The organism is Pseudomonas sp. NUPR-001, assembly GCF_052147955.1.
Taxonomy (GTDB): Bacteria; Pseudomonadota; Gammaproteobacteria; order Pseudomonadales; family Pseudomonadaceae; genus Aquipseudomonas.
The window spans coordinates 56,864-74,587 of the sequence record NZ_CP197354.1 but is presented as its reverse complement, the minus strand read 5'-3'; the positions used below and the strand labels follow the sequence as shown (position 1 = coordinate 74,587).

The 17,724-nt window shown below is 56.6% G+C and carries 22 protein-coding genes; 16 read left to right on the top strand and 6 right to left on the bottom strand.

All coding sequences use genetic code 11. The features are described 5' to 3' along the window. Nucleotides 1–452: 452 nt before the first annotated feature. From ACP6KB_RS28405 to ACP6KB_RS28380, 6 genes are all read right to left on the bottom strand, one after another. Nucleotides 453–1,088, bottom strand: coding sequence for a recombinase family protein (locus ACP6KB_RS28405; protein ID WP_205478545.1), 636 nt, complete (start codon nucleotides 1,086–1,088; stop codon nucleotides 453–455). A gap of 13 nt (nucleotides 1,089–1,101) precedes the next feature. Then, nucleotides 1,102–1,536, bottom strand: a complete 435-nt coding sequence (locus tag ACP6KB_RS28400; RefSeq protein WP_205478544.1) for a hypothetical protein — start codon at nucleotides 1,534–1,536, stop codon at nucleotides 1,102–1,104. A gap of 259 nt (nucleotides 1,537–1,795) precedes the next feature. Next, nucleotides 1,796–2,203, bottom strand: a complete 408-nt coding sequence (locus ACP6KB_RS28395; RefSeq protein ID WP_042857711.1) for a hypothetical protein — start codon at nucleotides 2,201–2,203, stop codon at nucleotides 1,796–1,798. Further along, the gene (locus ACP6KB_RS28390; RefSeq protein WP_028691929.1) at nucleotides 2,200–2,550 is read right to left on the bottom strand and encodes a TrfB-related DNA-binding protein; all 351 of its coding nucleotides are present in this window, start codon (nucleotides 2,548–2,550) and stop codon (nucleotides 2,200–2,202) included. The genes ACP6KB_RS28395 and ACP6KB_RS28390 overlap by 4 nt, the downstream gene beginning before the upstream one ends. Beyond that, nucleotides 2,547–3,491 (bottom strand): ParB/RepB/Spo0J family partition protein, encoded by a 945-nt coding sequence (locus ACP6KB_RS28385; protein WP_070085823.1) that lies wholly within the window; start codon nucleotides 3,489–3,491, stop codon nucleotides 2,547–2,549. Before ACP6KB_RS28385 ends, ACP6KB_RS28390 begins: the two co-directional genes overlap by 4 nt. 10 nt (nucleotides 3,492–3,501) lie before the next feature. Then, nucleotides 3,502–4,269 (bottom strand): ParA family protein, encoded by a 768-nt coding sequence (locus ACP6KB_RS28380; protein WP_028691931.1) that lies wholly within the window; start codon nucleotides 4,267–4,269, stop codon nucleotides 3,502–3,504. Nucleotides 4,270–5,272: 1,003 nt separating this feature from the next. Between ACP6KB_RS28380 and ACP6KB_RS28375 the strand changes: the two genes are divergently transcribed. The 16 genes from ACP6KB_RS28375 to ACP6KB_RS28300 all read left to right on the top strand — a co-directional run bounded on the left by ACP6KB_RS28375 (nucleotide 5,273) and on the right by ACP6KB_RS28300 (nucleotide 17,724). Then, complete coding sequence (locus ACP6KB_RS28375; RefSeq protein ID WP_047710201.1) at nucleotides 5,273–5,734, top strand: TrbC/VirB2 family protein; 462 nt, start codon at nucleotides 5,273–5,275, stop codon at nucleotides 5,732–5,734. Nucleotides 5,735–5,742: 8 nt separating this feature from the next. After that, nucleotides 5,743–6,039 carry a VirB3 family type IV secretion system protein gene (locus ACP6KB_RS28370; protein WP_011005967.1) on the top strand — a complete coding sequence of 99 codons (297 nt, stop codon included), beginning with the start codon at nucleotides 5,743–5,745 and terminating at the stop codon, nucleotides 6,037–6,039. 28 nt (nucleotides 6,040–6,067) lie between these two features. Further along, nucleotides 6,068–8,710, top strand: coding sequence for a type VI secretion protein (locus tag ACP6KB_RS28365; RefSeq protein ID WP_077563717.1), 2,643 nt, complete (start codon nucleotides 6,068–6,070; stop codon nucleotides 8,708–8,710). Further along, nucleotides 8,710–9,399, top strand: a complete 690-nt coding sequence (locus ACP6KB_RS28360; protein ID WP_083281672.1) for a type IV secretion system protein — start codon at nucleotides 8,710–8,712, stop codon at nucleotides 9,397–9,399. The genes ACP6KB_RS28365 and ACP6KB_RS28360 overlap by 1 nt, the downstream gene beginning before the upstream one ends. 28 nt (nucleotides 9,400–9,427) lie before the next feature. Beyond that, complete coding sequence (locus tag ACP6KB_RS28355) at nucleotides 9,428–9,640, top strand: hypothetical protein (protein ID WP_070085825.1); 213 nt, start codon at nucleotides 9,428–9,430, stop codon at nucleotides 9,638–9,640. After that, entirely contained in the window at nucleotides 9,633–10,025 is a 393-nt protein-coding gene (locus tag ACP6KB_RS28350; protein WP_028691935.1) for a hypothetical protein, read from the top strand. Before ACP6KB_RS28355 ends, ACP6KB_RS28350 begins: the two co-directional genes overlap by 8 nt. After that, the gene (locus ACP6KB_RS28345) at nucleotides 10,013–10,876 is read left to right on the top strand and encodes a type IV secretion system protein (protein ID WP_028691936.1); all 864 of its coding nucleotides are present in this window, start codon (nucleotides 10,013–10,015) and stop codon (nucleotides 10,874–10,876) included. The genes ACP6KB_RS28350 and ACP6KB_RS28345 overlap by 13 nt, the downstream gene beginning before the upstream one ends. After that, nucleotides 10,876–11,550 (top strand): type IV secretion system protein, encoded by a 675-nt coding sequence (locus tag ACP6KB_RS28340; RefSeq protein ID WP_028691937.1) that lies wholly within the window; start codon nucleotides 10,876–10,878, stop codon nucleotides 11,548–11,550. Before ACP6KB_RS28345 ends, ACP6KB_RS28340 begins: the two co-directional genes overlap by 1 nt. Nucleotides 11,551–11,577: 27 nt before the next feature. Beyond that, nucleotides 11,578–12,363 (top strand): TrbG/VirB9 family P-type conjugative transfer protein, encoded by a 786-nt coding sequence (locus tag ACP6KB_RS28335; protein ID WP_028691938.1) that lies wholly within the window; start codon nucleotides 11,578–11,580, stop codon nucleotides 12,361–12,363. A gap of 2 nt (nucleotides 12,364–12,365) precedes the next feature. Further along, nucleotides 12,366–13,628, top strand: a complete 1,263-nt coding sequence (locus tag ACP6KB_RS28330; RefSeq protein WP_070085826.1) for a TrbI/VirB10 family protein — start codon at nucleotides 12,366–12,368, stop codon at nucleotides 13,626–13,628. Between the two features lie 9 nt (nucleotides 13,629–13,637). Continuing rightward, entirely contained in the window at nucleotides 13,638–14,672 is a 1,035-nt protein-coding gene (virB11, locus tag ACP6KB_RS28325) for a P-type DNA transfer ATPase VirB11 (protein WP_028691940.1), read from the top strand. Further along, nucleotides 14,656–15,573: a lytic transglycosylase domain-containing protein gene (locus ACP6KB_RS28320; protein WP_070085827.1), complete on the top strand. Its 918-nt coding sequence runs from the start codon at nucleotides 14,656–14,658 to the stop codon at nucleotides 15,571–15,573. Before virB11 ends, ACP6KB_RS28320 begins: the two co-directional genes overlap by 17 nt. Nucleotides 15,574–15,601: 28 nt before the next feature. Next, on the top strand, nucleotides 15,602–15,937 hold the full coding sequence (locus ACP6KB_RS28315) for a TrbM/KikA/MpfK family conjugal transfer protein (protein WP_070085828.1): 336 nt from the start codon (nucleotides 15,602–15,604) through the stop codon (nucleotides 15,935–15,937). 37 nt (nucleotides 15,938–15,974) lie between these two features. After that, nucleotides 15,975–16,532, top strand: a complete 558-nt coding sequence (locus tag ACP6KB_RS28310) for a phospholipase D family nuclease (protein ID WP_051555727.1) — start codon at nucleotides 15,975–15,977, stop codon at nucleotides 16,530–16,532. A gap of 12 nt (nucleotides 16,533–16,544) precedes the next feature. Continuing rightward, on the top strand, nucleotides 16,545–17,177 hold the full coding sequence (locus tag ACP6KB_RS28305) for a KfrB domain-containing protein (protein WP_070085829.1): 633 nt from the start codon (nucleotides 16,545–16,547) through the stop codon (nucleotides 17,175–17,177). Nucleotides 17,178–17,238: 61 nt separating this feature from the next. Further along, a complete protein-coding gene (locus ACP6KB_RS28300; protein ID WP_070085830.1) occupies nucleotides 17,239–17,724 on the top strand; it encodes a hypothetical protein in 486 nt (161 codons plus the stop codon).

Here is a 17,724-nt window from a genome sequence, read left to right as displayed (position 1 = left end):
TGAGCCTCCTTCGATGAAATGCGTGAACGATATCGTGCATATTTGTTAGATATCGATCATGGACACGCATACCCTAGCTCATTTGATGAGCGATGGGTAGCGCATCCTTGCACGTTATCTCTCAAGTTTTGTGCGATATCTCTCACGCATGAGCTAGGGGTAGCTCATTGGGGGGGGTAGCTCATACTGTGAGCTAACCTAGCTCACGGATAATGAGCTAGGGGTAGGTCATAGATAGTGAGCGATGGTCGCTCATGGATCATGATCGGAGGTTCGTGCATAGTATGAGCGAGGTGCTGCCCTGCAGGCCGCGAATTACAAGGGTCGGCAAGTCGCCGTTCTTATGATCTCTAATCCCCTGATCGTTTGCCTTGGCTGTTAGGGCCTCAAAGTCGCCTGCCGGCGGCGGCCAGTCGTGAATGGCTGACAGACTCCGGCTGCGCCTGCGCTAGTCACCCATTCCCGCCCGGCTCGACTGACAGCTCATCACGAATACGCATCACGGTGGTGGTTGAACAGTTCGCGTGCCTGGCAGTAGCGCGAATCCCGAGGTTCGCGCCCAGTAGCTCACGCACCCGCTTGCGCAGGTCCTCGTTCACTGGTCTGCCCTTGTATACACCAGCTGCTTTCGCTTTGACGATGCCCTGACTCTGCCGCTCCCGCCGCTGCTGATAATCCTTACGGGCAATTGCCGCCATCATATCGATCATCATGTAGTTGATAGCCGACAGCATCCGGTCGGTGAATTCATCGTTGGTGGGCAAGGTCATGCCCTGGTGACTGGTAGGAAGGTCGATAGCGACGATACGCAGACCGCGCTGGTCAATCGCGCCCTTGAGTTCCCGCCAATCCTGATCACCCATGCGCGATAGTCGATCAATGCTCTCCACCAGCAACACATCGCCTCGCTTGGCGTCTTTCAGCAAGCGGATGAGTTCTGGCCGGTTGGCATGGGAGCCGCTGGCGTTTTCCATGTAACTGGCTGCGATGGCGAGGCCAAAACCGGCGACGAAGGCTTCAAGCTGATCACGGGCACGGCTAGCGTCCTGGTCATCGGTTGAAGCTCGTAAGTAAGCGCGGATAAACATGGATGCTCCTGGGTTAGGAGTTAACCTGGCTGTTGGCAGATTTCATTCTGCGCCACAGGATCGGCGAAAAATCGCGAAGCAGCATGAAGCCGAATCCAAGCACTAGAAACATCACGTACTGATTTCGAAATGTTCGGCCACCTTCACGGGTAGCAGCGTCAACTGACACCTCCTGCACATTCCAGCGCTGGCATACAGCGAGCTTTGGCATTTCGCCTTGCACCTGGTGACTTTCATCACAGCGCTTAACGAGCATGTGTCCTGCTTGTTCAGCTTTGCCGAGTTGTTGTGCTTCGTACTGCATATCGGTGAACCACTGAGCTGCCCCGTTGAAGGAGAAACCAGATCCCACCGCGAGCAAGGCGAATATGCCGACGGCGGGATACACAACCAGCATTGCAAAGAGCCGATTGATGAGTTTGAGCGCACCGTAATGTAAATCGGCCATGATCCGTTTCCTGTACCAGTTTGGGTGTAACTCACTGAGCGTATCAGTATGGGCGTTTTTTAAATACTGGCGATGACTACATCGTTCGTATTGATCGCGTATCAACTAGGGTATACCCATTTGTGACGATATAGTTTCCCGGTCCCCGAAGTGACGAATGCGAGGGTTGGGCGCCTGGCCAGCCGCCTAGCCCGTGGGCGCAATGTCAGTCAATTCGTCACTTTAGGGACCGGTCCATTCGTCACTCCAGGGACCTGGATCAGCCTTGCAGTTTGCTGAATTCGCGATACAACCGCGCCAAGAGAGGTTGAGCGGCTTCCAACTCGGCCAGTTCTGCCGAGGTAACTTTTCGACGTTCCAAAGCGCTTACCACGGGTGCTGCCAGCTTCTTGGCTTCTTCCTCGCCGAAGTCTTTGACCCATTGGTCATATCCGCCTGGGTATCGGCCCTGTTCTCCGGCCTGACGCAGATCAAACAGCGCCTGGTCATCCTCTTGGTGCGCGTGCTTCAACTGCTCAGTCCATTTCTTTCGGTCAGACAGCTCAGGGCCGAAGATTTCGAGCAGCCGGGTATCGGCCAACGTACGCAGTGAACGGTTGATACCCGCCAAGCTTTCCTGCAATGGCTGCAGCAGCTGGGCGAGATCCTTATCGGTTGGGGTGGTCATGGTTCAACGTCCTTGGTGGTCATGGAATGTGTCTGCCAGTACCGAAGCCGTTCGGCGTCGGCCTCCAGCACGAAGCGATCAATCATTTCGGCAGGCGCGCAGATCTGCGCGCACCGCCAGCCCTCCGGGGTCTGTGTCAGGTAACTGGAATAGATCTTGTCGCGGATGGCCAAGGCGCGCTGCTTGGTAAGTCCGTGCGCATTGGCGACCGCGACAAGGCCCTTGCCTTCGACCAGGATCTCGAAGGCTACGTCGAGGCTGCGTGAGTGCATTTTCGACTTGGTGCGGATCCGCTCGAATTCCTCTCGGGGGATCCGCAGGTCCTGGTCAGGATGCCGGGCGGTCATTCAGAGCCTTTCCATCGCTCGGCCAGCTGCGCACGGGCTTTCTCCAACTCGGCCTTGAGGTAGGTGTTTTCCGAGGTGAGGGTTTCCACCTGTGCTGACAGCACAGCGTTTGCCTCGCGCAGTTTGCCCAACTGGTCATCGAGCAGGGTTTGCTGGGTCGAGTTCGCCGGTGCGCCTTTTTCGGATCCTTTCTTGGATCCGCCGTTATGTACGCGGAGGGCTTTGGTGTTGCGCAATGTGGTGCGGACCTCCTGGCGGAGGTTCAGGTCTTCATTGCCCTCTGCGCGCTCCAGTAGATCCGCAGCAGCTTGCGGGTCCAGTTTATCGAGGCGGCTGATATCGTTGACCGTCGAGATATCCGCAGTGATGCCACGGGCGACCGCCTCGCGGCCTGCGCCTTCCTTGGTGACGTTCACCAGATAGGAAAGGCGTTCAGCCACCCAGTTGATCCCTTTGGACCATTCAGCAGCGACCTTCTCCAGGGTGCCGAGCCTGTCCTTGTCTTCCTGCAGGGCAAGTGCCAGTTCCAGCTGAGTGAGGTTTTCGCTGTGAACGTTTTCGGACCGCTGAATGCGCTTCGCTTGAGCATCGGTGAGGTCTTTCACCGTCACTTCGACCAGCACACCCGCAATGATGCACGCCCTATAACGGCGTTCACCGGCAACCATCAGGTACTTGAAGCCTGACTCAGGGTTTGGGTGCAGTCGTATTACGCAGGGTTCGATCTGGCCGTTTACCAGAATGTCGTCCGCCAGTTCCCGTAGCGATTCCTCAGAGAATCCTGGGTTGTCTTGGCTACGGATCTGCTTCACACACTCGATTTCGCCAGGGTTGACCTTTTCAATCAGCGCACCTTCATTGGCCGGGCGCTTTTGAAAGTCGGAAAGCTTTTTGGCCGTCGCCGCAACTGCACGACCAAAGGAGTTTTTCTTCTCCGTCATGATTCAATCCTCACTCCGCAAAGACCTTGCTAAGCACCGCTGCGCAGGCCCGTTTCATTTCTTTACCCGCATCCCGCTGACTCCCGCTGCGAGCTTTACGCCACACAGGGTTGCCGGCTGCCAGAGATTTGTTGATGCAGGGGCGGTGGGTGATTTGTTCGTTGAACATGGCCTCGCCGTGTTCCTCGCGAAGGCTCGGCAAGATCTCCAGTTCTTCGCTTGAGCGGCTATTTATGAGGTTCGGCAAGAAACCTAGGAAACGCAGGCCCGGGTTGTATTGATCCTGCACAGTTTCAATTGTGGCCATCAGCTTCGGCATGCGAGCCAGGGTGAATGCGCTGATGTTGAACGGAGTGACAACTGAATCAGAAGCCGCTAGGGCGGCAATCATGCGGCGCTGCAGGTTCGGCGGAGTATCGATCAAGCAAAGGTCGAACTCGTCATTGAAGCGGTCCAGAGCCTTGGCGAGATTGGTTACAACGTCCAGCTCCATATCATCCACATCCAGCAGCGCTACGTCGGCCTCGATAAGCCAGATGTTGGGCGCAACCTGGCGCGGGACGAAGCCGGCGTGCTCGTCAGTGAAAAGCTGACTGGCCATGAGGTAGGGCGTATCGTCGCCATCCTCGATAGGGGGGAAGAACTGCGACAGGTCGCTTTCGTCCAGGTCGAGTACAAGCACACGTTTACCTTGTTCTGCTGCATAGCAGGCCAGGTGGGCTTCAAGGGTGGTTTTGCCAACGCCACCCTTTTGGTTCGCAACGGCAGTGCGTTTCATGGTGACCTTCCTATGATCTCCGGTGGAGCAGTGGATTGAACGTGGGATCATGCTTGCATCAGTAAACCCCATAGTCAACCCCTAAAAAGGGTTTACTATATTTTCTCGCATGCGGGAAATTGATAAGGGTCACGGATCAGCGCTGTGGCTTTCTCGCATGCGAGAAAGGTAGGGAAGGGAGTTGCTACACTGCGCGCACGTCAACATGTGTCGTACGGGATGGTTTCCTTGCGTACAGATCCTGTTGGCCAGGGTGGCAGTTCGGGGCGGCTCCCAGCTGCCACCTGACCACCCTCCAAAGCTCGTCCTAGACCGTTCGTCGGGCAATCTGAGCAAAACGTATTTCTCGTTGTCTTCTGCGCGAGGTGTCTCATCCCCGAAACACCTTGTTACCCGGCACGAAGCCGGCGTCCGTGCATTGCAGATGCCAGAAATATGGATATTTCCTTTTCAAATCAAAGACCTATTCAAATCACACCCTTACCAGGCGTTAGCCAGGGGCTTGGCCGTTCGTCGCCGAATGTGATGGATCCGATATTTCTCACAGTGAAACCTTGATTTCGTGAAATGAAAGGCATATCTTAAACCACGAAACACGGATTTCATGGATCAAAACTCGAAAGAGGGAAGAAATGCGAGGTGGGATCTAGAACAAAATCGAAGAGGACTCCAGTATCGCCCCTGTATTTGGCCAAGAGCTGCCCAGGGGAAGAGATGCAGAGCCTAGAGAAGAAAGATCTGGCGGTTTTCGCCGTCGCCCAGCCGGATTACCGAGTAATCCTTAATGAAAGGCAGGAAAGCGACGGTCGGAAATGGGAATTAATCATTGAGAGCCCTTCAACGGGACAACGCTTCAACGTAGTAACCTCGTTAGGGAAAACACGGTTATTTAAGAATGCCGATACTGCTATCGACTTCATAAAGGATACCTGCCCTAACAATCCTAATAAGGCAATAACCGTAACGTACGGGGGTTCCCCGTCATGATCAAAGAGGCAATGGTATGCAACTCTCTGCTCGCAAAACTCAACGCAACGTAGGTATCAACGACAAACAAACCTGGCGGACCTGGCTCAAGGACAAAGCCACTGCAACTCTGAAACAAGTTCTCTCGCAAAAGACTCCTTCGCACAAGGCATTGATGCGCGATGACTGGATGGCCAAGGCCACCAAGATCGCAGTGTTGGGGTCGCTGTTCTCTTTCGCAATCCTCCCTGAAATCGCCAACGCGGCAATGGATTTCAGCGGCCTGAAAAACCTGGCCAAGGACGTAGTGTCCTTCCTCATCTTTGATATCGGCTACTACCTGGGCATCGCAGCCATTGCGTTCTGCGGCTTCCAGGCCAAGTCGGGCCGCATGTCGTGGGGCCAGTTCGGCTGGGCTGTTGCCGGCGTGTTCCTGGTGTTCTTCTCGCCAAACCTGGTCGATACCATCAAAACCGGTGCGCAAACCGCACTGAAGTGAGGTAAGCGATGGCCGAGTACGACGACCTTGAAGAAGGTGAAGTGCTCGTATTGGCAATGGCCCGACCTTCAATGGTCGGACCATTCACATTGTCGAGCATTCTTATAAGTCTGATAGCACCCGTGCTGTTAGCACTGTTGATTCGATCACTGTACCCGTTGGGTCTTATCCCAGTCTTGTTTGTCATTTCGTATTGGATATGCAGTAAAGACGTATATCTATTCGGAGTTCTACAGGCAGCAAGTAACTTGAAGGCATCGCGGTTACGCAAACTTTGGGGGTATCGCAGTTATGCGCCTCGTTGATAAAGCATTCAAAAAGCTGACGCGAAATATGGATCTTTCGCTTGGCGTTCAGCATCCAGAAGCTGCGGCACTGGATGATGATGAAATGCTGGTGAGCGCAATGGTGCCGTATGACGTTCACTACGATGACGAAACCGTTATCACCAGCGAGGAAGCGCTGGTCCAAGTCATCAAAGTGGACGGCCTCTTGTTCGACTCGCTTTCCGCCGAGCAGATCAAGCGCTTCGAGCAGCAGCGCAACACTGTGTTCCGCACCATCGCAAGCAGTGACCTGACTGTCTACGTCACGTTCGTGCGCCGCAAGGTGACCGACTTTCCTGATGGCGTAGGCGGTACCTGGTTCTCCCAGCAGTTCAACAAGCGTCTTCGCCAGCGCTACGAGAGCCGTGGTTTCTACATCAACGATATCTACATTTCGTTGGTAAGAAGGCGTTTTCGTGCGGGTATGCCTGGTCTGATGGATCGGGCTATCGCACTGATGACCGGTACCGAGGCCACCAAGAATGAAGCGGAATCGCTGGATGCGATGGCCGACTCGCTCTACAAGGCCTCAAACCTGGTGCTGCGTAGCCTGGCTGACTACGGTACTCGCCGGCTACGGGTGCAGCGTCATCCTGAGCCGCGTATGGGCCGTATTGATCGTGAAACTGCGTTCAACGCCGTGCAGCGTTTCCAGCTGCAGTGGCATGACTTCAAGGCAACGGTTGGTGATCACGAAGTCTACGAAGCGGAAGCCGTGCATGACTTCCTGGGTGAGGAATTCTGCGAGCTGAGCAGTTTCTTCAACTACCTGATCAACCTCGACAATCGCAAGGTGCCCGTGTCGGACCTGCTGATCAGAGAGTCGCTGCCATATGCCCGGCTGAATTTCCGGGTCCTGGCCAACATGTGCGAGATCCGTGGCAGCACTGAGTCGAAAATCGGCGCGATGCTAAGCATGGGTGAATGGCCGCGCCGTACACCGTCGCGCATGCTCGACAAGTTCCTGCAGCAGCCGGTGGAGTTCATCATCACCCAGTCGTTCACCTTCCAGAACCGGATTGAGGCTGAGCAGGGGATGCTGGATGAAACCCGTCGCATGACCGTGGACGACAAGCACAACATTTCTGAGGACGACCAGAAGGAACTGAAACAAGGTATCAGCGACCTCCGCCGTGGCAATGCGGTCAATGGTGCGCATCACCTGACCATTTTCGTGCATGTGCCATCGCTGCCGATGACTACCGAGGCAAACCGGGAGATCAACCGCAAGCGCCTGGATCATGCGGTTGGCCTGGTGGAAGGTTGCTTCGTTGAAATGCTGGTCAAGCCAGTGCGTGAATGGTTCGCTCTGGAAACCTTCTTCTGGTCGCAACTACCGGGCCAGAAAGAAGCGCTGATCGGTCGACGCGGCAAGATCAAGTCCAGCAACTTCGCCGGGTTTGCATCCTTGCACAACTACGCCCGGGGCCGTCGCGATGGCAACCTGTGGGGGCCTGCGATCACCGCCTTTGAGACGGAGAGCTACACGCAATACAACTTCAATTTCCACCGTGAAATGGAAGGCATGGTAGCGGGCCACTTAGGCATGGCGGCTGATACCGGCATGGGTAAAACCACGCTGCTGACCCTGCTGGTTTCCGAGGCAGACAAGGCTGAGCCGCTGGTGTTCTGGTTCGACAACCGCTTTGGGGCAAAGGTGTTCATGAAGGCTATGGGCGGCGTTCACACCACGCTTTCCCCGCACAGCAACATGCGCTGGAACCCGCTCAAGCTGCCCGATACGCCGGAGAACCGTGCGTACCTGGTTGATTGGCAAGTACAGATGCGCGAGTGCTACGCCTCGACGCCGACCAGTGCCGAAGACATTACCCGGTTCAAGGCAGCAGTGGAGGAGAACTACGGTCTGCCGCTTGCTGATCGCCGTCTGCGTAATGTGGTCTGGACCTACGGCCAGGGCGAGCTGGCCGACATTATGGCCATCTGGCATGGCGCCAAAGGTGTTACCGGCGCTAATGCGGGTGTGTTCGACAATGCCGAGGACTCCATCGACTTCTCGCAAGCGCGGCACTACTGCTTTGAAATGATGGAGCTGCTCAAGGGGGGTGAAGCCCGTCCCGAGCTGCCTGTCGTGATGAGCTACCCGCTGCATCGGATCGAGCAGGCCATGAATGGCCGCCCGTTCATCCTGGTGCTGGAAGAAGGCCAGAACCTGGTCAAGAACGAGTTTTGGCGCAAGAAAATCGACAACTTCATCATGCAGATCCGCCGTAAGAACGGGCTGATTATCTTCGTGACGCCGGATGCCAAGTATTTCCGCAGCGAAACGGACTCCATCGATAAGCAGACCGTCACCAAGATCTACCTGGCCAGCGACCAGGTGAAAGATGAAGACCATGAAAACCTGACGGTGGCCGAGCGGGAATGGCTACGCAAGCTCAACCCGAAGGAACACAAATTCTTGATCCGTCGTGGTCGGGAATCGGTGCGGGCTTGTTTCGATCTCTCGTCGGATAACCCTGATGAGGACCTGTCCGACTTTATCCCGGTCCTGTCCTCGAATGACGTTGGTGTCGCCCTGATGGATCAGATCATCGAGCGCCTTGGCACCGACGATCCAGCGGTCTGGGTACCTGTGTTCATGCAGGAAGCCAAGGCCAAAAACACCCACAACTTGAAGGCGGTTCGATGATGACAACTATCAAAAAACTCGGCTTGGCAGTCGCCGTATCCGTGGCCATTGGTGGCCAAGCGCACGCAGTCGGTGTTCCGACTGGTGACGCCGGCACCTGGGCGGCTCTGGCGCAGAACCTGGCTGTGCTGCAGCAGCAGTACCAGACGCTGAAAGACCAGTACGAGACGCAGGGCAACATCCTGAACAACCTGCAGGGTGCATACGGTCGTGGCGCGATTGGCCTGAACGAGTCGATTAACTCGGCCTCGGTCGTACCTGGCTCTTGGCAAGAGGTGGTGTCTCGGCAGAACAGCGGCGCTTACGGAAGCAAGCAGAGCTACTACGAGCAGTTGATCAACACGTTGCCGCAGGAGCTGTTCACCGCACCGGAAAGCAATCGTGCCAAGGACTACCAGCTCAGTTCTAACTCGGTTGTGGCTGCGCTGTCCGCAGGTGATGCGCTTTACAGCGAAGTGCAGGTCCATCTGAACAACTTGGCCACCCTGTCCCAGCAAGTGGACCTGACGACCAACGCCAAGGATGCTGCCGACCTGCAGAACCGCATCGCCACTGAAAACGGCATGTTGACCTCGGCCCAATCGAAGCTGCAGGCCCTGAACATGAACCTGCAAGCGAACCTGGCCAACCAGGAAAACCAGGCTACGGCACAGAACGAACAGTTCTTCCGCTGGAAAGACGAAAACTGATTCTCGCGTGCGAGAAAGGAGAAACCCTATGAAAGCGCTCTGGCTGATCCTCAAGGTAATCACCTTCCCGGCATGGGCACCGCTCTGGCTGACCTACAAGCTTGGCAAGTTTCTGCTGGTTCTGGTGCTGGTGTCCGCCGCCTCGGGTTGCGTAACCAACAGCGGCACCATCGACAAGTCGCCATGCGCCTGTGAATTCACCCCATTTGTCATCCAGCACAAGGAGTCCCGCAATGCGTAAGTTCTTCACCCTGACCAACATCATCTGCGTGGGCGTGGTCGGCTTTGCGGCGGCGTCGATCATCTACGTCAATGTCACCAACATCAATTTCAGCTCTACGCCGGAGGACGAAGCGGCGCCGGTAGTCGAGGTGCAAACCGGCAATCCTTTGCTGAAAGCAACCAAAGACGATGTAGCAGGCTGGTTCCCTGGCACCTGCTTTGCCGAGATCTACATGCAAAACCCGTCGTACAACGGCGGTCTGGTGAAAGGCTGCATCGACAAAACCGCGCAGGAGATCAAGGCCCAAACCGGAGCTGCCTTGAGTGCTGAGGACTTCCGGTCGCCCGAAGTGATCTCCCACTTCAAGACCGTATACGGGGCCGGGAATCCATGGCGCAGCTGACGTTACAAGGCCTGGTTGGGGCCACTGACGAAGTAACCACTTCCTTTGTCAGTGAGGTCTTCCCCAACCTGGCCAGCATGGTAGAGCCGCTGGTATGGACTCTGGCGGTGGGCTACTGGGTCGCTTTGGGTCTGCAGATGTACAACGGCCATGTTTCAGTCAAAGGCTGGGATATCGTCAAGCGGGCCATGTTGACCGCCCTGGTGTTTACCTGCCTGAACTGGTCCGCAGGCGGGACGGTTCTTTATCAGGCCTGGGGCGCTTGGACCGAAAGTATCGCGTCAAAGATCATGAGCGGCGGCGTAAGCACGAACTCCATGCTCGATGCGCTTTACGTCGATATTGGCAAAGTCGCCAGTACGCTGATGAATGTCAGCTGGCGGCAGGCAGCGATGATCTTGATGGGGACCGGCCTGTTTGTGCTGAACTGCATCCTGTTTATCGCGGCTGTGCTGAACATGCTGATTGCCAAGTTTGGTGCAGCAATCGTCATGGCGATACTACCGATCATGATTGGCTTTATCTTCTTTGATGCGGTGCGCCAGTGGGCAATGAACTGGTTTAGCAAGATGCTGAACTTCTCATTGATCTACATCCTGTCGATTGCTGTTGTCCGTTTTGGTTATTCCGTGTTCGGGGATGCAATCAAAGAAGTGGCCGCAACGGCAACTGTTACAGATGCCGCCCTGATCACTGCGCAGCAATGGGGCCAGTTGGTGATTGTTGAGGGTGTCATGATCATTTGCATGCTGCAGGTGCGCGGTTGGGCAGCAGCATTGTCATCGGGCGCGGCTGTTGGTGGTTCATCGCTGGTGCTGATGGCACTGCGTACTTTAGGGGTTCGTAAATAATGGACAAACAAGACAAGCAATTTGATAAGGCTGAAAAAGCCCGTCGTAAGCGTGAAGTCGAGGGCAACAAGACTCGCCAAGAGCGTAACCGTTCGCTGTTTTTCCAGGGTGTGCAGGCAGCTGTGATCTTGGGCCTTGGATTCGCCGTGGCAAGCTTGGCGAACTCCAAGACCTACATTCCGGTCGTCACGGTACTAGGAGCTGACGGCGAGGTCCTGAAACAGCGCGTCATCGACCAGGACAACGTTGATCAGGAACAAGCGATCATCGAGAAAACCCTATTCGACATGATCCGCGCATGTGAAACCTTTGACCCCAAACGTAAGCAGCAGTTGTCCGATACCTGCCATACCTACCAGACGCAGCAAGTTGCCCGGGAGTATGAGGAAGTCACCAACCCGGAAAACCCGCAGAACCCCTATGTTCTGCTGGGTGAAAACGATTGGATCGAAGGGCAGCCGTACTTGATGAATAAAGTTGGCGATGAATACCAAGTTTCCTTCAAGTCAATTACCCATAAATGGGGTGACAAGGAACCGGTTGAACGTCGTTACCTTGCAACCATCAAGATTGCGCATACTTTGGTACCCCGTGCCCTTGGGGATCGCTGGGAAAACCCTTTTGGCACGCTGGCCACTGTGTATCGCAAGAGCGAAGAACTGAGCCGCCGGTAATTCGCTGAACTGACAAGGAAACTAATCATGAAAAAACAGTTTGTTTTACCGACTGCTATTGCTTTGAGTTTGTCTCTTTGCGCATTTAGCACCCATGCCGCAAAGTTGCCGAAGCCGCTTTCCAGTGATAATCGCGTAAAACAAGTGCCGTACGATCCCAACCAGGTTTATGAGTTGGTGGGCACTTATGGCTACCAGACTTCCATCGAGTTTGAAGCTGATGAAATGGTGAAGGTCGTGGCCCTGGGCGACACCATCGCCTGGCAGAGCATGCCATTTCGCAACCGTGTGTTTCTCAAGCCGGTAGAAGACAACGCCGACACCAACATGACGGTGATCACCTCCAAGCGTACCTACTACTTCCAGCTGAACAGCACCAAGGTCAAGTCGGGCCAGTCGTACCTGGTGCGATTCGTTTACCCAAACGCTCGCATCACCTCGTACAACCCCGAGGGGGAAACCCCTGCTGGCAGTACCCCGGTCACCAGCTCGGGCACTCCGGCATCGCCGAACATCAATTACGGCTACTCGGGGGACAAGGAAGCCATCGGCGTGCAGGGCGTGATGGACGACGGTCAGTTCACCAAGTTCCTGATCAAGAAAGGCGCCGATCTGCCGCAGTTCTACCGCGTACTGCCGGATGGTACCGAGGCGATGGTCGATGCTCGCCGGGAAGGTGAGTACATGGTCGTCAAGCGCCTGGCCAGCATGTTCGTCTTGCGCAGTGGTAATGCCTACGTCTGCGTTGAAAACCTGGCCAATCCCTACAAGCGCACCGTAACCCGTGGTGCCCGTGACGGCGGGGGGGCATAAAAATGGCCACCGAACCTACTCAACCTCAAGAAAAGACCCGTGACGAAGAGATCCGCGAGTGGAACGAGTCCAACTCGATGCTCAAGGGCAAGGCAGGCAACAGCAAGCGCAGTGGTATTGCCATTGCGGTAGCCGCAGTGGTCGCCTGTGGCTTCGCGTACATGGTTACCCATGGCGATGACGAAACCGAAAATAAAGACACGCTGAAAAAAGAAGAACTGGTCGCGGCCAGCCCGCGCAAAGTGATGGATCCGCCACCTCGTCGGGAGGCTGCGAAGGTCGCGCCGGTGAGCAATGAGCCGGGCGCGCCGGCAGATACGCCACGTTCGGTCGTTGACCGGCAGCAGCAAGGCGCCGTGAGCGATGAAGAACGACGCCGGCAGCAGCTGGAAATGCAGGCCCAACTGGAGCGGGAGAAAATGCTCGCGGCACGGCAGCGCTCGGCCATTTTCGCGACGGCCAAGGACGAAGGTTTTGACCAAGGGGCAGGGCAGAGCGCCGATGGCCAGCAGGCCAACGGTGGCTCTCTACTGGGTGGCGGTGGTCGTTCTTCACAAGGCCCGATGAATGCAAACGATGCTTTCGCCGCGTCTACCTACAGCGATAGCGTGCCGTTCACCGAAGCCCGTGTGATGGAGAACCTGGGATACAAAGTGCTGCAGGGGGCTGTCATCGAGGCAACCCTGCAGCCCCGCGCTCAAAGCCAACTGCCTGGTCAAATCTGCGCGTCGATTGCACAGGATGTATACGCCGCCGAAGGGCGCCGGGTAATGCTCCCGTGGGGTTCCTTGGTGTGTGGGAGCTACAACGCCAGCTTGAAGCCGGGCCAAGAGCGCTTGTTTACCATCTGGAACTTTGTGCGAATCCCGCGCCTGGACGGGCGCCCTCCGATGGAAATCCCGCTCAACAGTGCCGGTACCGACCAGTTGGGTACCGCTGGCCAGGGTGGCGTGGTCGACAACCACTGGGCGCAGATTTTCGGTGTCGCGGCTGCGGTATCGATCATCGGCGCCGGTGCCTCGAACAGCGGTGTTTCGTCGAGCGATCAGGAGAATTCCTCGTCCCGCTACCGCAGCGAAGTACAGGAAGCCGCCGCCGATTCGGCACAGACCATTTTGGGCCGCTACGCCAACATTCAGCCGACCGTGACTGTCCCGCATGGCTCGCGTGTCGTGATTTATCTGCAGCGCGACCTGGACTTTACCAAGGCATTCGCCAAGCAGGCCGAACGCGCCGAAAGCGGCGGCGTTACCTTCATCAACTGAGGACCGGATATGTCTGAGATTGCATCCTTTCGCACAAAACTGGGTCCGCTTGCTGGCATGTTGGATGACCCGGAAGTGACAGAGATCGCTATCAACGGTCCAGACAACGTATGGGCCGGCTACCGCAGTAGCCGGTTCATGCGTCCGGTTCCGGTTCAAGGTGTAACGCTCCCCCTGATCAAATCGCTGGCCAGCCTGATTGCCGCCCACACTGACCAGGAAGTGAGCGCCTACACGCCAATCCTGTCGGGGCGTATCCCAATCAATCTGGACGACAACGTCCCGGACAACGAGCGGGGCGACTACCGCGTCCAGATCGTCCTGGCCCCGGCTGTTGAGCAGCACATCGGCGGTATCGTCTGTATCCGCAAACCAGGGCGGAAGCAAATCACCCTCGATCAATACGAGGCTTCCGGTGCTTTCGATTTCATCAACCAGCCACGTGATCATGGCCAGTACAGCGATGATCACCTGGTTGAACTGTATCGGGCCAAGCGCTGGAAAGAGTTCTTCAAGGGCATCGTCAAGGCGCGCAAGAACATCATGGTTTCTGCCGGTACCAATGCCGGCAAAACCACTTTCCTCAACGAGTTGCTGCAGCATGTGGACGGCAACAATGGCGAGCGAGTAATCACCATTGAGGACACCCGCGAACTGCGCCCAGCGGGCGGGAACGTGGTGAACCTGATCTATTCGCGAGGTGGCCAGGGCAAGGCCCGTGTTACGCCATTCGATCACCTGGAATCGATTCTTCGCCTGACCCCTGACCGGGCAATTATGGGCGAGCTTCGTGGCGGCGAGGCGTTCCCCTTCCTTGAACTGATGAACACCGGTCACAGCGGCACGATGAGTTCTATCCACGCCGATTCGCCGGATCTCATGTTCGACCGCTTGGCATCAATGGCATCGCGTGGCGGTGCCGACATGAGTAAGAACCAGCTGATCGAGTTCTCCCGGCATCTGATCGATGTCGTTATCCAGTGGGAATACGGCTTCGATGGCCGACGCATCATCACGGAGGTTCACTATGCGAAAGCTGCCTAAATTCACCCTGGCGCTGCTGGCCAGTGTCTGCGCGTCTGCCATGGTTCATGCCGAGGATGCACAGCCGACTCGGTTTTCCGAACTTGCCGCCAAGTGCGCGCCGACCGTTCACCCGTCCACGCTCAAGGCGTTGATCGGCAACGAGTCGACGTTCAACCCTTACGCAATCGGCGTGGTCGGCACTCACCTGCAGCGGCAACCGCAGTCCTTAAGCGAAGCCATCGCCACTGCCGAGCAGTTGGAACGAGACGGCAAGCGTTATGCCATGGGCCTTGGCCAGTTGCTAGTCACCAATATGCGCGCACGCGGGTTGAGCTATCAGGATGTGTTCGAGCCATGCCGCAACCTGCAGGCCATCAGCAACTTGCTGGTGGAGTATTACAAGCAGGCGCTTACGACCAGTAGCGACAAGCAAGAGGCGCTGTTGAAGGCCTTTTCGATGTACTACAGCGGCAACGAGCTGCGCGGCTTCCGCCCGGATCGACCTGGCGAAATGTCTTACGTCGAGAAAGTGGTTCACCGCGCTCTGAACCCCACTGCTGAGGATCCGATTGTGCCTGCTGTAGAGGGTGCAGAAGGCGCTGAGCCGATTGCGGTGGTTGCAGCTAGCGCCCCAGTCCGAAAAGCGCCCCAGCGCGCTCGTAGAGCCTCTGAGCAGCAGGAAGGTCCATGGCTGACCTTCACTGACGACAATGGCCAGGCCGTTGCTGTCGCGAAGACTGAGACGATCAGCAAGCCGCAGATCCAGGTCCATCTCAATACCGATGCCGAGGCTGATATTTCGAAGCGGGAATTCAAGCCCTTCGATCAGCCTGCGCCCCAACACTTTGAACAAGCCGAGGCGCAGCCAGTTGCCGAACAGCAGCAGGCCACCCCGTCGTTTGTCCAGATCATCAACTGATTTCTCGCACGCGAGAAAAGGAGTTCGTATGCGCACGCCAATCATGACTTTACTCGCTGCGCTGGCATTTGCCGGTACCGTGCAGGCGAATGAATTGCCGCAGCCACCAACCAATTACGACTACGGCTCTAAAAGCGATTCAGAAGCTTGTGGGGCCACCCTATGTCTGTTGGGCATGATCCGCGACGGTGATTGTGACAAGTACGTCACTAAGTACTTCAGCATCATTCGAACGAAAAAAGGGAAATTCAGCCCGTCCAGAACTGCCGAAGCTCGGGGTGACTTTGTTGCCCAGTGCGCAGAGGACCAGGACCGTGCTAAAGCGGCCAATGACAAATGGGGGACCGTACAACGTGGCTTCTAAGTTCACTGCAGTAAGGTCCCTTTCCTTGGCCGTAGCGATGGTGGCCAGCTCCCTGGTTTGGGCTGACCAGGCGCCTGCTTCGTCGGAGCCTGCAGCCGCACCGCTATTGGTCGATGGCGCGCGCCGCATTGAAGTCGGCTTCTCGCCAGAAGGCTCGGCACAGGACCTAGTACTGCGCACCATTGGCGCGGCCAAAAGCTCGATTCGCCTTTCGGCGTACATGCTGACCAGCCCCGATGTGACCAAGGCCTTGATCTCGGCCAAACAGCGAGGTGTCGATGTGGCGGTGGTGGCTGACCATCAAGGCAATCTGCAAGGCGGCGCTGCCCGCGCTGGCCAACATGCGCTGACATTGCTGGCCCGTGCCGGCATCCCAACCCGTACGGTGAAGGCCTACGCGATCCACCATGACAAGTTCATGGTGATTGACGGCAAGGCAGTTGAAACCGGCAGCTACAACTACACCGCCGCAGCTGCCAGAAACAATAGTGAGAACGCATTGGTCGTCTGGAACGACGCCGATCTCGCTGAGCAGTACCTGAACCACTGGCAGAGCCGGTGGGAGAAGGGCCAAGCATTCAAACCAAGCTACTGAGAGGGCACGCACATGGACAAGCAAACTGATCAGACCACCACTTACCAGCTGTTCCAAAAGGGCAGGGAACCGGAAACGTTCACCGACGCAAAGCTGGCGGGCGCAGCCTGGTTCAAGGCAGAGCTGTCCGAGAAATCGGTCATGACCGTGCAGCAGGGCGGGCAAGCCGCCCGTGTGTTCGCGCAGGTGGGCAAGGAGGGCACCCAGTATTACAAGGATCTGCCGTTCGACAACATGCCAGGCGCCACTGACTTCAAAGGCGCGTTCAAGGATGCCCTGGAGCTGCGCAAGGCTGAACAATCCGGCGCGGCCTCTGGTAAACCCGGTGAAGCGATGGCAATGGCCAAGCCAATGGATATGCCGGCCATCAAGGCAGCTGAGCAGGGCAAGACCTACGACGGCAAGATAGTCGCCTTCCACAATAACCAGGTGATTCAGGCCGTCAGTGACGGACAGAAGACTATCCATATTGCCCATGAGCGAGCGGCCTTGAGCAGTGCCAAGGCTGGGTTGTTGCACCAGGGCAAGGATCTGTCGATCCGTTACCCGTTCTCGGGCGTTGGCATCGTGCAAGAACGCCAGCTGCAGCACGAACTAAAAACCCCCTCACACCAACCGAAAGGCTACGGCGGCAAAGGTTTTTGAGTAGTAGCTGAAAAAGGAGAAAGGAGCCGGTAGGCTCCTTTCTTTTTGCCCGATATTCGATATGACTCATGACGAAATCGATCAGCTGCTGTGGCCATTCGAGCCGCTATTCGGTCGCTGGTCGGACGCACAGATCGCCACAGCAGCGGGTGTTAGCATCCACGCGGTGGCAGGACGGCGCCGACGCCTTGGCATTGGGAGCCATCTGCAGGCCTATGACTCCATCTTGGGTCTGTTCACGGATGAGCATGTGGCCCAGCTGGCAGGGGTGGCCAAGCAAACGATAACGGTCAGGCGGTCATCCCTGGGCATTCCGTCGCACCGTGACCGGCAGACCAATCCGCTCGAAGTGTTCGATCCCCTGCTAGGGGTGTTGAGCGATGCAGCGATTGCTCAACTCGCCGGCAGAAGTCCGAGTGCAGTCCTCAAGCGCCGGCGTAAACTTGGAATCACCACGTACCGTCCACGTTCCGATACCCCGCCACTGAAAACCCCGCACAAGGCGGGGCATAGTGGGAAGCTGGCCAGCACCACCAAAGGCGTTTGA